Source organism: Methanolinea mesophila (assembly GCF_017873855.1).
GTDB classification, from domain to species: domain Archaea; phylum Halobacteriota; class Methanomicrobia; order Methanomicrobiales; family Methanospirillaceae; genus Methanolinea_B; species Methanolinea_B mesophila.
Genome location: NZ_JAGGKR010000001.1, coordinates 1,330,265 through 1,344,467, shown reverse-complemented (window position 1 = coordinate 1,344,467; position 14,203 = coordinate 1,330,265). Strand labels below are relative to the sequence as shown.

9 protein-coding genes and 1 tRNA gene are annotated in these 14,203 nt (G+C 60.8%); 9 read left to right on the top strand and 1 reads right to left on the bottom strand.

The genetic code is table 11. From position 1 onward, the window contains the following. Positions 1–94: 94 nt before the first annotated feature. The 3 genes from J2741_RS06405 to J2741_RS06395 all read left to right on the top strand — a co-directional run bounded on the left by J2741_RS06405 (position 95) and on the right by J2741_RS06395 (position 5,993). The gene (locus tag J2741_RS06405) at positions 95–1,360 is read left to right on the top strand and encodes a HEAT repeat domain-containing protein (protein WP_209674166.1); all 1,266 of its coding nucleotides are present in this window, start codon (positions 95–97) and stop codon (positions 1,358–1,360) included. 128 nt (positions 1,361–1,488) lie between these two features. Further along, positions 1,489–2,046: a HEAT repeat domain-containing protein gene (locus tag J2741_RS06400; RefSeq protein ID WP_209674165.1), complete on the top strand. Its 558-nt coding sequence runs from the start codon at positions 1,489–1,491 to the stop codon at positions 2,044–2,046. 83 nt (positions 2,047–2,129) lie between these two features. After that, a complete protein-coding gene (locus J2741_RS06395; protein ID WP_209675559.1) occupies positions 2,130–5,993 on the top strand; it encodes a DNA-directed DNA polymerase II large subunit in 3,864 nt (1,287 codons plus the stop codon). A 424-nt stretch (positions 5,994–6,417) separates the two neighbouring features. Here the strand turns inward: J2741_RS06395 and J2741_RS06390 are convergent, their stop codons facing one another. Continuing rightward, positions 6,418–7,881: a phytoene desaturase family protein gene (locus tag J2741_RS06390; RefSeq protein WP_209674164.1), complete on the bottom strand. Its 1,464-nt coding sequence runs from the start codon at positions 7,879–7,881 to the stop codon at positions 6,418–6,420. Between the two features lie 260 nt (positions 7,882–8,141). On the opposite strand from J2741_RS06390, the gene J2741_RS06385 reads away from it, so the two are divergent. From J2741_RS06385 to J2741_RS06360, 6 genes are all read left to right on the top strand, one after another. Next, positions 8,142–9,338, top strand: a complete 1,197-nt coding sequence (locus tag J2741_RS06385) for a cysteine desulfurase (RefSeq protein ID WP_245249436.1) — start codon at positions 8,142–8,144, stop codon at positions 9,336–9,338. Positions 9,339–9,743: 405 nt separating this feature from the next. Continuing rightward, complete coding sequence (locus tag J2741_RS06380) at positions 9,744–11,186, top strand: MFS transporter (RefSeq protein ID WP_209674163.1); 1,443 nt, start codon at positions 9,744–9,746, stop codon at positions 11,184–11,186. 149 nt (positions 11,187–11,335) lie between these two features. After that, positions 11,336–11,418, top strand: a tRNA-Leu gene (locus J2741_RS06375). 222 nt (positions 11,419–11,640) lie between these two features. Continuing rightward, complete coding sequence (locus J2741_RS06370; protein ID WP_209674162.1) at positions 11,641–12,150, top strand: YqhA family protein; 510 nt, start codon at positions 11,641–11,643, stop codon at positions 12,148–12,150. Between the two features lie 2 nt (positions 12,151–12,152). Further along, a complete protein-coding gene (locus tag J2741_RS06365) occupies positions 12,153–12,767 on the top strand; it encodes a DUF998 domain-containing protein (RefSeq protein WP_209674161.1) in 615 nt (204 codons plus the stop codon). A gap of 230 nt (positions 12,768–12,997) precedes the next feature. Further along, positions 12,998–14,158 carry a PAS domain-containing protein gene (locus J2741_RS06360; RefSeq protein ID WP_209674160.1) on the top strand — a complete coding sequence of 387 codons (1,161 nt, stop codon included), beginning with the start codon at positions 12,998–13,000 and terminating at the stop codon, positions 14,156–14,158. Positions 14,159–14,203: the final 45 nt, after the last annotated feature.

Genomic DNA, 14,203 nt, shown 5'->3' with positions numbered 1-14,203 from the left:
TCTTCACCGGAGCGTGTGACCCGGCGCGCGGCCGCGAACGGCCGCGAAGATACGGATCCATTTTGAGGTGTGCGGATAACAACTCCCTGGCAACATGGCGCAGAAGAGCCCTGGATTTCGAGGAATCAGCACTTATAAACCGATAATCGTAGCGGTCCTGGTGATCTTTTCCCTGGCCATGGAGGTGATCCTGCACTGGGTGATGGGCATCGAGGTGGTGTACTCCCAGTTCTTCTATATCCCGGTAGTGCTCGCCGCGGTGTGGTACGGTGTGCGATCGGTGGGTGTTGCGGCCCTGCTGGGCGGGATCCAGGTGCTTGGTGGTGTGTACCTCACCGGCGACGTAGTGCCCGGGTCGCTGGTCCGGGCGGGCATCCTGGTGGCCGTCGCGCTGGTGATTGGTGCGGTCGTGGACCTGATGCGCCGGGAACAGGCCAGGATGCTCGAGGAAGTCACCGATGCCGCCCTCAAGTCGGCGACGGCACCCGGCGGGTGGAAGGAAGGGATATCGGACCTCCGGGACCGGATCATCACCTCCGTGAACGTACGCAGGCTCCGGGAAGCGGGCGATGCCAGGGGCCTGGTCCGTGCCCTCGACCATAAGGACCCGGCGATCCAGTATCAGGCCGCCGAGGCGCTCGGAGACCTCGGCGACCCGGCGGCGGTCGGCCCTCTTGCACAAGCCCTTCGGGGCGATGAATACAGCGGGGTCCGCTGGAAAGCCGCGGAAGCCCTGGCGAGGATCGGCCCGCCCGCGGTCGATGCCCTTATCGAGGCCCTTGCCGACCCGGACGACGACGTCCGCTGGAAGGCCGCCATCGCCCTCGGGGAGATCGGGGACCCCAGGGGTGTGGCACCGCTGATAGGGGTCCTGTCCGACCCCGATCGCTTTGTGCAAAGCAGGGCGGCGCAGGCGCTGGGGATGATCGGCGCCCCCGCGGTCGATGCCCTGACAACCGTGCTCGGCGATGAAGAGGGAGGGGTCCATTGGGGGGCGGTCCTGGCCCTGGAGAAGATCGGGGACCCGCGGGCGGTCCCTGCCCTCGTGAAGGCCTCGGCGGATCCCGGTGGGGAGGTGAACCCGGAGATAGTGGCCGCAATAGACGGGATGGGCGACGCGGGATTCCGGGAACTGGAGCAGCTCCTCAAATCCGGGGAACCTCGCCTGCGGCAAAATGCCGTGCGGGTGCTCGGAAGGCTGGGCAGGGAGGAGGCGATCGCCCCGCTGCTCCAGATGCTGGAACATGCGGACGGCGAGACGCGGCTCCTGGTCGGGGAAGCCCTCCGGAACCTGGGGGCCGGAGACATCCCTGACGTGACGGTTACCGGGGAGCGCAGGCAGGGCCCCGGTACCGGGTAAGGGAGTCTTACATTCACCCTGCGGAAACAAGTATAATTTTTCCGGAGGGGAGATATGTGTCAGCGAACCCGTCCGTGAGGGGATACCGTACGGGGAGCCCGGGCTCAATCCGGGAAGGGGGTTTTTCGATGGACGAGAAAAAAGAGATCGATGCATTGATCCGCCAGATCGAGCAGGGGCCGCTTGAGGCGAGACGATCTGCCGTCCGGCGCCTGGCGGCTATCGGTTCTCCCGCAGTCGGGCCGCTCATTGCCGCCCTGGACTACGCCCGCGAGAACGACATCCGGTGGTATTACGCGGCCGCCCTGGCGAGGATCGGGGAGCCTGCGATCGGGGACATACTCGCGGCCATGCGTGAAGAGAGGAAAAAAGAGTTCCTGGAGTATGCATCTGCCGCACTGGGGGCAATCGGTGAACCTGCGGTTGAACCGGTGATCGACGCCATGAAGGACGCGGACCCCGCGCTCCGGGGATATCTCTCCATGGCGCTGTGCCGGATCGGGGAACCCGCACTGGAACCCCTGAAAAAGCGCCTCAATGACGCAGACGAGGTGGTCCGCCAGTGCGCATCGCTCACCCTGTGGAAGATGGGGGAAGGAGGGATCTCCACCATGGTGGAGAGCTACCATATCTCCCGGAACCCCCCGCCCGCTTCCGGGCAGGGAGATGAGGGGAAATCTTCCTGATGCCTGGCGACGAAACGCCCGCGGGACGAGAGGAGGAAACGTTCATCGATCCTCATAAGTCCGAGCATAACCATGAGATGGTGATGATGCGGGCATCCGCGGAGATGGAGGAGTACCTGGCCGGTCTGCAGAAGGAGCTCGTCCGGGCGATGGGGGTCGCGGAGCAGGCCAGGAAAGCGGGGATCGACCCCCGCACCGCGGTGGAGATACCGGTGGCGAACGACCTGGCCGACCGGGTGGAAGCCCTTCTCGCGATCAGGGGAGTCGCCGCGAGGCTTCGCGAGCTGGAGCAACAGATGTCTCGTGAGGAGGTCGCCCTCAGGATCGGCGACGACTTCGTCCAGTGCATGTTCGGCGAGAAGGGGAGGGACGAGATCCTGGACCACGCCATCAGGACGGCCATGGCCCTGCTCACCGAGGGCGTCGTCGCCGCCCCGACCGAGGGTATCGCCAAGATCGGGACGGGAAACAACGACGACGGGACGGAATACCTCAAGATCTATTATGCCGGGCCCATACGGAGCGCGGGGGGGACGGCCCAGGCGCTCTCCGTGCTGGTGGGCGACTACGTCCGGAGGGCACTTGGGATAGCGGCCTATAAACCGCGGGAAGAGGAGGTGGAGCGGTACATCGAGGAGATCCGGCAGTACAATACCATCATGAACCTCCAGTATCTCCCGAGTGACAACGAGATACGGCTCATCGTGAACAACTGCCCGGTGTGCATCGACGGGGAAGGGACCGAGACCGAGGAGGTCTCCGGGCACAGGAACCTGGAACGGGTGGAGACCAACACGGTCCGGGGAGGAATGGCCCTTGTCATCGCGGAAGGGCTCGCGCTCAAGGCCCCGAAAGTCCAGAAAAATGTCCGGAAAATGAAGATGGACGGCTGGGAGTGGCTGGAGGACCTTATCGGGGGAGGGAAGAAGACGGGTGACGAGGACGAGGGTGCCCACGTCAAGCCCAAGGATAAGTACCTCCGCGACCTTATCGGTGGCCGGCCGGTCTTTTCCTACCCCATGCGGAAGGGAGGCTTCCGGCTCAGGCTCGGCCGGTCAAGGAACACGGGATTTGCAGCGGCGGGGATCAACCCGGCGACCATGCATATTCTCGGGGACTTCCTGGCTACCGGGACCCAGATGAAGACTGAACGGCCGGGAAAGGCGGCCGGCATCGTGCCGGTGGACACTATCCAGGGACCGACCGTACGGCTTACGAACGGGGACGTGCTCCGCATCGACGACCTCTCATCGGCCAAAGAACTGGCACCCCGCGTAGAGCGGATCCTCGATATCGGGGAGATTCTTATCAGTTACGGCGAGTTCATGGAGAACAACCACCTCCTCGTCCCCCCTGCATACTGCGAGGAGTGGTGGGTGCTGGAGGGAGGCGGCAGCACCCCGGAGAACGAGGTGGAGGCGATCTCCATGTGCTTCGAGGGAGCGTATCTCCATCCCGACTACACCTTCCTCTGGGACGACCTCACCTGCGCCCAGGTCCGGGAACTGGCGGATTTTGTCTCGGCGAACGGAAAGGTGCTCCATGATGTCCTCGTGCTGCCGAACGATCCCGTGGCGAAGGAACTCCTCGAGGAGATCCTCCTCCCCCACCAGGTCAGGGAAGGGATGATCTGCATCACCGGCTGTTACATGGTATTTCTTGCCTGCCTGGGGCTCGACCTCCAGATGACCAGGCGAAACACCTGGGACGATGCCCCCGACGGGGATCCGCTCGGCCTCGTGATGCACCTCTCGGGGTTCTCCCTGCGGTCCCGGGCCGGGACCCGAATCGGGGGGCGGATGGGGCGGCCTGGGAAATCGAAACCCCGGAAGATGAGTCCGCCCCCGCATTCGCTCTTCCCGCTGGGAGAAGCGGGAGGGTCAAGGCGGTCGTTCCAGGAGGCTTCCACGAGGTCCCCCCAGGCCAACAAGGACGGGGGGGTGATCACCATCGAGACGGGGAAGAGACGCTGTCCCGCCTGCGGGACGATCACTTACAACAACCGGTGCGACTGCGGGATCCACACCGAGCCGGTGTTCACCTGCCCCCGGTGCAAACGTGAGCTGGAGACCGATACCTGCCCGGGATGCAAGGTCACGGCGGTCTGTTCCCAGACGGTGACCCTCAATGTGCGAAGCGAGTACCAGGAAGCGCTCGAGCGGTTAGGGGTACGGGAGAATGCAGTGCAGCTGGTCAAGGGGGTGAAAGGACTCATCTCCCGTGAAAAACCCCTCGAGATCATCGAGAAAGGGATCCTCCGGGCACAGCGGGACCTCTTCGTGTTCAAGGACGGAACGGTGCGGTTCGACATGATCGACCTGCCCCTGACGCATTTCCGCCCTCGCGAGGTGAGCGTCCCCGTGGCCCGGCTCCGCGAACTGGGGTATACTTATGACATTCACGGGACACCGCTGGCCGGTCAGGACCAGGTCCTGGAACTCCGTGCCCAGGACATCCTCATCTCCGAGTCCTGTGCGGATTACATGGTGAATGTGGCCCGGTTCATCGACGACCTCCTTGAAAAATGCTACGGCCTGCCTCCGTTCTACCAGATGAACGGCAGGGCCGACCTGGTCGGCCACCTGGTGATCGGGCTTGCCCCCCACACGAGCGCCGGGGTGCTCGCGAGGGTCATCGGGTTCTCCCGGGCGAACGTAGGCTACGGCCATCCCTTCTTCCACGCGGCGAAACGCAGGAACTGTTTCTTCGGGGACACCGAGATCGAGGTCATGTGCAACCAGAACTGGCAGAAACTGCCCATCCGCCGTTTCGTGCTGGAGAACTTCGATGTCTCCCGACCGGGTATCGACCGGCTCGGGACTTACTACTCCGACCCCCGGCAGTCGTACCTGGTCAGGGCGATCGATACGTCAGGCCAGCACCACCTCCGGAAGGTGACCTCGGTCTCCATCCACAAGGCGCCTGAGGTGCTGATCCGGTTCGAGACCCGGACCGGTAAGGTCGTTGCGGTCACCCCTGACCATGCGATGCTGGTCTGGGACCTCTGTTACCTGCGGAAGATCCGCGCGGTCGAGGTGAAGGTGGGGGACGCGGTCCCGGTGATGGCAGGGATGAACGTAATCTCGGACCACATTACGCACATCGATACGGTCCCCTGTCCGGACGACAGGGTGTATTGCATCACGGTGGACACGGACCATACGGTGCTCGCGAACGGGATCTTCACCGGGCAGTGCGACGGTGACGAGGACTGCGTCATGCTCCTTTTGGACGGGCTGATCAACTTTTCACGTTCGTTCCTGCCGGAGACACGGGGCGGGTCGATGGACGCCCCCCTTGTGCTCACCAGCCGGATCGACCCCTCGGAGATCGACAAGGAGAGCCATAACCTGGACGTGGGGACCTCTTATCCGCTCGAGATCTACCTCGCCGCCCTGAAGTATACCCACCCCAGGGACGTGGAGAAGCTCGTGGACAGGGTGGAGCACCGCCTGGGCACCCCTGCCCAGCTCGAGGGATTCTTCTTTACTCACGATACCTCGGACATCTCCGCGGGACCCCTCGAATCGACCTATACCCAGCTCAAGACCATGGTGGAGAAGCTGGAAGCCGAGCTCCGGCTCGCCGAGATGATACGGGCGGTAGACGCGGACGACGTGGCGGAACGGGTGCTTACCACCCATTTCATCCGCGACCTGATGGGAAACCTCTCCGCGTTCTCGAAGCAGAAGTTCCGGTGCACGAAGTGCAACCACTCTTATCGCAGGATGCCGCTCGCCGGGAAGTGCACCCGGTGCGGGGGGAATATCATCCCCACGGTGCACGAGGGCTCGGTGAAGAAATACCTGGAGATGTCCCGTCAGATGTGCGAGAAATACAAGGTATCGGACTATACCCGCCAGCGGGTGATGGTCCTCGACCGGGCTATCGAGTCGACGTTCGGGCAGGAGAAGTCCCAGCAGCTCGGGCTCGCGGATTTCATGTGATTGGGAAATTTTGGTCTTTTCTGATTTTTTTGCCTGTACTATTTTAGCCCGGAATTTTCACAATGAAAGCCGAGAAACAGCAGGGAGGAATGGATATATGAAAACCCGTTCGGAAGTTCGGCATGATGATTCCGCCGCCCCCGAAGGGCGCCCCGGCGGCGGATAAGGAACCTGCAATGTCGATTTATCCCGAAAAAAATACCTGCATCCCGACGAACCGGTCATATCCGTGAATTGTCCTAAAAGCAGGATCGATGCCCCCCGCGCCCGGTCAACCTTCCGGAGGACAGCTGCAGCAGCGGGGATGACGTTCCTCAAGAACATCAGGGGAGTAAGGATGTCGAAAATGCATCGAATTTAAAAAATCGAGGGCAGAACTCCTCCGGCGTTGTTGTTAAAAAATTAGTGGCACTCCTTTCCAAACTCACGCTGTTTGAGTGACAAATGACCGTTTTTCGTCCTTGCAGAGGAGTTTTATCGCGCTCCGGGCGGAAGTAGCCGCACCGGGGAGCCCCCCGCCGGGGGACACCCACTGCCCGGCCATATAAAATCCGGAAAGACCCCGGAGTTTCTGGGGGAAACGAAGGTTCATGGTCTTTTTCGTCATCAGCCATCCTTCATAAGACCCCTTCCAGTTCCCGGTGTAGCGTATGAAGGTATGAGGAGTGGCCACATCGGTCACCTCGATCTGGTCCCGTATTCCCGGATATACCTCCTCGAGAGCGGCCGGGACTTCCTTGCATAACCTGTCTTTTTCCGTCCGGTAATGATCGGAATGGTACGGAATCCCCTCCCAGAAGGCGTAGTCGGTCTCGATGGGGGTGGTGAATACCGATTTGCCCCGGGGGGCCATGGACGGGTCCCGGGAATGGTTCCTGACAAGGAGGCGGGTTACCTCCTTCTCACCGATCCGGATCGGGTGTTTCAGGGGGAACGAGAGGGTCCAGGGTTCCTTCGAGTAATCGGCATTGACCCCCATGGACACGAATACGAGCGGGGGGTATGGCTCGAGAGTACGATACAGCTCCTGGATCCGCGGGTCCGCGTAGTTTCCCGGGAGCCACCGGAATATGGTCGAGTACCCGTCGGCGGCCGAGAGGACCAGGTCGGACCGTACGGCGGTCCCGTCCTGAAGGCGGATGCCCGCGGCACGGCCGTTTTCAACCATGATTTCGGCCACTTTCGAACCGTACCGGATGAGCCCGCCGAGGGAGAGGTAGCGCTGCTCCATCGCCCGGACCAGCGGGACGGACCCTCCGAGCGGGTACCCGGCGGATCTCCGTGCCATGTAGGCGAGCATGAACATCAGGAAGATCGCCGACTGGTCGTGCCAGTCGTAGGTGTTCCTGAAAAATTCCCGCAGGCGCGGGTTGGTGATCCTTTCGGTGAGCGTGGAGACCGGGACCGAGTATTTGTTATAGGTCCCGAGGGCAGGGAGAAATTTCAAGAGAGCCGCAAGCCCGGAATCTATCGGCATCTCCACCTTCATCAGGCGTTTGATCCCGGAGACAAATTCGCGTATGAATTTCTCGTCTTCAGGACCGATCCGGAGCATCTCCTGCATAAGCCGATCCGGGTCGGTCCAGGCGGTAAACCGGTCTCCGGTCTCGTCAAGGGTGATCCCGAAGTACTCCGGGTCGATAAATTTCCTCCCCTGGACGATACCGAGTTCTTCCCAGACCGGGTAGAGTCCGGACCCGGGTGCCGACCCTGTGAGCCAGTCGATGCAGAGGTCGAAGGTGTACCCCGACCGGTTCCATGCGGTGCAAAGACCGCCCGGCTGGTGGTGCATCTCGTGAATCTCCACGTCGAATCCGTTCATTTTTGCATAACAGCCTGCGGCGAGGCCGGCAACCCCCCCGCCGATTATCACCAGTGAGCGTGACATATTACCCCCTCTCCTCTCCGGTGATCGAAAGAGGGAATGCAGTGATAATATAATCATCCCCCTACGGGAGGGATAGGACTCACCCGTACGGTCTTCCCCGGAATCCGGTTTCCGATAGATAGTCCCTGGTATCGGTTCCTGATAGTGCAATTCCCGTATCCGGTTCCCGATACTGCAATTTTTGGCAATCAGCTCCTGACAGTGTGGTCTCGTTACGACGTATGCTCCCGTGTCCGGGTTCCTGTCCCGAGGCAAGACACATGAAGAGGTACAGGGAATCTATAGTGATGTACGACCTCGTACGCCTGCGGGAAGAGTTCCCGGTCCTCTCCCGCTGCGTCTATCTGGACAGCGCCTCGACCAGCCAGACCCCGCGGAGGGCGGTCGAGGCCATGTGCACCTATTTCTATGAGTATGCCGCCAACCACGGGAGAGGCGCCCATCACCTCGCCCGCAGGACCACCGAAGAGTACGAGAAGGTCAGGGCACAGCTGGCCGGCTTTCTCGAAGCGTCCCCCGAACAGATCGTGTTCTCCAAGAACACCACCGAGTCGGTGAACATGGTGGCAAGGGGCTTCCGGTGGAAACGCGGCGATCACGTGATCACCACCATGCTTGAGCACCATGCAAACCTGCTCCCCTGGATGATGCTCCGGGACAAAGGGGTCAGGGTGACGGTGGTCCCCCATGAAAACGGGTATATCAACCCGGTGACGGTTGCGGAGGCCATCACGCCCAGAACCAGGCTGGTAGCGATCACTCACATGCCCAACGTGCTCGGGACGGTGCAGCCGGTGGAGGAGATCGGTAAGATGGCACACGAACGGGGTGTCCCGATCCTGGTCGACGGGGCGCAGTCGGTGGGGCACCTCCCGGTGGATGTTACCCACATCGATTACCTGGCAATCCCGGGCCACAAAGGGCTTCTCGGACCGCAGGGCACAGGCGCCCTCTACATGAAGGACCCGGATTCCCTGGAATGCTGCCTCTACGGGGGAGGAATGGTGGAGCACGTCTCACTCACGGAGGTGAAACTCCTCCCCCCGCCGGCAAAGTTCGAACCGGGGACGCCGAACATTCCCGGCGTGATCGGGCTCGGACCGGCCATCGGCCTGGTGGAAGAGCTCGGCGTGGACCTGATCCACCGGCACGAGAAGAAGCTTGGAACCCGTATGTGCAGGGGTCTTTCGGGGATTGCGGGAGTGAGCGTGTACAGCCCTGAAGGAACCGGGGTGGTATCGTTCGGGGTGGAGAACAGGGAACCGAACGGGTTTGCCCGGGCGCTCGACGACCTGGACGGGATCTGCGTGCGGAGCGGAATGCACTGTGCCGAGCCCCTGACAAGTTCTTTCGACTGCCGGGGGACGATCCGGGCCTCGGTCGGGTGCTATACCACCGCGGAAGAGGTCGACCGGCTCATTGCCGGGGTGCAGGCGCTCACCGGTGACAGGTCGTGAGGGGTCCGGGATGCTGAACTGTATCGGAAATACACCCCCGATCGAGTCCCCGGGGAGCGGGGGAAACAGGGTCAGGATACAGGCGTAACTTGAGGGCGCGAACCCGGCGGATCGATGAATGACCGGGCTGTGTCCATTACCGGTGCTGCGCGGGGCTATCCCCGGCGATCGTGATGTGTTCGCGGCGGAAATCCTGGTATTTGCACTCAGCCTGAGAAGAAAGATCCGGATAAGGGGCAATCCTGTGACACGAATGGATGAATTAGTCTCCGGGAACCCCTGTCGCAAGGTCGGGCGGCCTGAACACGGGAATACCGGGTCGGTTGCCCCCGGGGTGTCCGGCCGGTCCCGGGGATAGTATCTCCCTATCATGTAGCCGGAAGAAAAGTACTGGAGAAATGCTTCATGGAACCGAGCGGAAATCTCCCTGAAGAGGAGGCACGACCCCCGAGACTGGTCGCGTTCATCGTCTTCGTGGCGGTGTTCATGGCGGTGGTCGACGGGAGCGTGGTCAACATCGCGCTTCCCACCATCACCACCTACTTCGGGGTAAACGTCGGCCTCTCCCAGTGGGTGGTCACCGGGTACCTGGTCACGATGACGAGCCTGCTCCTGATCTTCGGCCGTGTTTCGGAGTATTTCGGCCGGGGCAGGGTCTTTACCACAGGGTTCCTGGTCTTTACTCTCGGGTCCCTGGCGTGCGGGCTCGCCCCTTCCCTTTCTGCGCTTGTATTTTTCAGGGTCATCCAGGCCATCGGGGGAGCGATGCTCTTCTCGCTCTCAAGCGCAATCCTCTACCAGCTCTATCCCCGTGAGGAGCTCGGGAAGGCGATGGGCTATATCGGGGCCACGGTGGCGATCGGGAGCATCGCAGGGCCGGTCCTCGGGGGATTCATCGTCGATGCGCTCGGCTGGGAATATATCTTCCTGATCAATGTACCCATCGGGGCGGTATTTGTCCCCCTCGCGGTGCACTATTTCAGGGCGATGAAGTTCCCCCGGAGATCGATCCGGATGGACTGGGCCGGGGCGTTCTTCCTGGTGACCTTCATGGTGCTGCTGATCCTGACCATGTCCGAGCTCGCCGAAAACTTCGCCCTGAGCCTGCCGGTGATAGTCACCGGAGGAGTATTCCTTGCCTCGCTCGCCGGGTTCATCATCACCCAGGCCCGGGTGAAGGACCCGCTCCTCGACCTCTCTATCTTCAGGTATCTCAAGTTCAGTCTCCCGGTCCTGGCGACATTCCTCTACTTCATCGCCCTTTTCATGATCAACCTGGTGGGCCCTTTCTACTTCGAGGGGGTCTTCGATCTGCCGCCCTCCCAGGTGGGGCTGGTATTCCTGATCATGCCCCTGGTCATGGTGGTCGGATCGCCCATCGCCGGGTGGCTCCATGACAACCACTACTCCCCGTACTATCCCATGGCGGGGATGGTGGTCGCCGGGATCTCCATGTTCGTGCTCGCCGGGCTCGCGATCAGGATGGAACTCTTCCTCATCATCGCCGCTTTCTTCCCCATGACCGTGGGGAGCGCCCTCTTCCAGAGCCCGAACAACACCGAGATCATGAGTGCCCTCCCCGCCGAGAAGGTGGGGATCGCCTCCAGCATCAGTGCCACGGTGAGGAACCTGGGCATGGCCCTCGGTGCATCCCTCGGGTCGATCCTCCTGGTGGTGGGCATCGGGTTCTCCGGGTATTCGGGCCCCGTTCTCGAAGCGAACAACGAAGTGCTCGCGTTCGCCGCCGCACTGATCATGGGGCTGTCAGGGGTCCTCGCGTTCGTCGCTGGCGGGGTATCGTATGCGAGAGCGAGAATCATCGCGAAGGAACGATCGGAGCGGAATTAAGGACCGGAGTCGTTCACCTGATCCGACCCTCGGGTTCCAGCTCCGGCCTGGTCGGGGAAACACAGGGAATGGACAGGTATGTTCGTTCCTTTCCCTCCTCCCTACGAAGCTCAAACGCTTATACCATCCGGCGACATATATCATGCTGCGCGAGTGTTACCGAGCGGCCAAAGGTGATCGACTCAAGATCGATTCTCGCAGGAGTTCGCAGGTTCGAATCCTGCCACTCGCATCGTCGCATTTTTTAATTTTTTTGGAGCCGTGCAGCACAGGCAAATGTACAGATGCATCCGTGGATCACGGCGGACGGGGAAACCGACTCCAGCAGTGAAACCGTTTTCACCGGGAGTCGGGGTCGGCGTCGGGATCACAGAGTAAGGGATACTTATCCCGAATGACCGGGGGAATATGTAATAATCCCGGACGACAACCGAGGAATAACAGGGAACCGACCATGAATGAGAAACCTGAGGCATGCGAACCGGCGGACTCCGGGGACCGGACGATCCGGGTGATATCGGACTCGAGCAGGTGGCTGTTCTTCCTCGCCGTGATAGGAACGGCACTGATCGCGATATTCCTCTTTATCCTGGGTTTCCTGGTCACGATATCGACCATCGTTTCCACGGTGTCAGAAATGACGCTTGATATCAACATGATCAAGGAGATTCTGGCGGTCTTCATCGAGATCATAGACCTCTTCCTCGTGGCTACCGTGTTTTACATCATCGCCCTGGGCCTCTACGAGCTCTTCATCGCAAAAGCACCGCTCCCCGGGTGGCTGAAGATCTGCGATCTCGACGACCTGAAGGACAAACTCCTGGGGCTGGTGATAATCGCCCTCGCGGTGCTCATTCTCGGGGAGACCCTCACCTGGAACGGAACCGGCGATATCCTTGCATTCGGGCTGGCGATAGCCGCGGGGATCGCGGCGATATCGGTATATATCTGGGTCCGGCGCTGAATATGATGAAAATCAGTCCTGTGCGGGACCGGGTGGCAGCCGGAGCTGTTTTTTTTCTCGCGGGGGCGATTGCACTCATGGGGATTATTTCCGCGGAAGCTCTCTACCCCGGCTACAGTACGGCGGAGAATACGATCAGCGACCTCGGTGCGTCTGTTCCTCCGGACATCATAGTCCAGCCGTCCGCGACCATCTTCAACGCAACGATGATCGTCACGGGGCTGCTCATCATCGCCGCCTCCTTTTTCGTCCACCGGGCCTTCGGATACCTGCTCGTTTCCATCCCCCTGACCCTGCTCGGTGCCGGGGTCCTGGGGGTCGGGATCTTTCCCGGGAACTACGGCACCGTGCACGCCATCTTCGCCCTTCTCGCCTTCCTCGCGGGGGGGATTTCCGCCATTGCCGCGTACCGGGTAGAGACCGTTCCCTTCCGGTACTTTTCGGTGATACTGGGGGTTATCACCCTGTTCACCCTCGTCTCGTATTTTGCACTGGGACAGTCGGCCCCGCTTGCCCCCCTGGGGATCGGCGGGGTCGAACGGTGGATCGTATACCCGGTACTGGTCTGGATGCTGGGGTTCGGGGGATATCTGATGAGTGATTCTTCAGGACGCTGACAGGAGCCGAGAGAAAACGGGAAAGATGGTCCTTCTGTAGAAAAGCGCACGGCAACCAGGATGTCCTGACCTGGACCCCCAGGGGTTGTTTCTTCGGATCCCGCTCACAGGTCCGTGATCCTGCGAATTGATCGTCAGGTAATCCTCGTGAGTTCAAAGGCTCTCCAGGAAATTGCTCCCCGATCATGCTATCTTTTAATATGCCTGGTACGAAACGCAGCGTATCGGTTATGAAACCGCAGGATGCAGAGTATCAGATAAAAGGGATCCTCGAGTGCAACCGGAGGGGCCTGACCGTCCAGGAGATCGCGAGACGCCAGAAGATGAACCGGAACTCGGTGAACAAGTACCTGGAGATCCTTGTGGCGAAAGGTGAAGCGGAATACCGGACTTTCGGGGTCTGCAGGGTGTTTTATCCGATGAAAAGAGTCCCTGCACAGGCCCTGCTGATGTTCTCTTCCGAACTGATCTGCATGGTGGATCAGCATGACTGCCTGCTCGCTGCAAATCCACAATTTCGTGAATTTTTCGGGATTGAAGACGATTTAGCAATCCAGGGAAAGGATATTGGTAATATTCCCACCCCGGTCAGGGAGGTCCCGTACCTGGCAGCCCTGGTTTCCGGGCTCTGCGGAGAGAAGGAGATCACCCGTGAGTTCACTCTCCGGAAAGGTGATCCAGGCCCGCGGGAGAATGTCTTCCATTTCTCAGCCCGGGGCGTCCCCACGCTCTTTGAGGACGGGGTCCGGGGAACCACGGTCCTGTTGAAGGATCTTACGGCGCAGATGGAGTACCTTCACAACCTTGAATTCCTCGCCAGGACATCGGCGACGCTCGCCGACATGGGAGACGACGAGAACATTTACCAGTATATTGCGGACCGGACCGCGGAACTTGTCCCCGGAAGCATGGTAGGAGTCAGCTCCGTCAATCCCCGGACAAATACGCTCCTCCTCGCCGCGGTCGGGGGTGATCCGGGCCTGATCCAGGGGCTCTTCAGTGGCCTTGGTATTTCCCCCGAAGGCTCTCTTTTTGCAATGGAAAATGCCCCGGAAGCGACCCCTTTTCTTACCATGAGCCAGTTGGAGGAGGGTGCGGAACGTCTCTACCTCCAGCTTTTCCGGATGTTCCCGGAGGAACTGTGCGACAGGATACAGGAGCAGCTCGAACTGGGTAAGAATTATGCCATGGGATGCGTCTGCAGGGGCGGACTTTACGGTTCGGTAACAATCCGGTTGAAAAAGGGGAATGAAATCAGGAACAAGGAGACGATCGAGGCGTTCGTGCGGCAGGCGGGAGTTGCCCTGCAGAGGCGGTATGCGCGGGAAAAGCTCGCCCGGGCGGAAGCACGGATAATGGAACTGGAAGGACGGGAATGTAACCAGGGGTGAAGCCGCCACTCAGGAACATGGCCACCGCTTCACCCCGGACAAAGT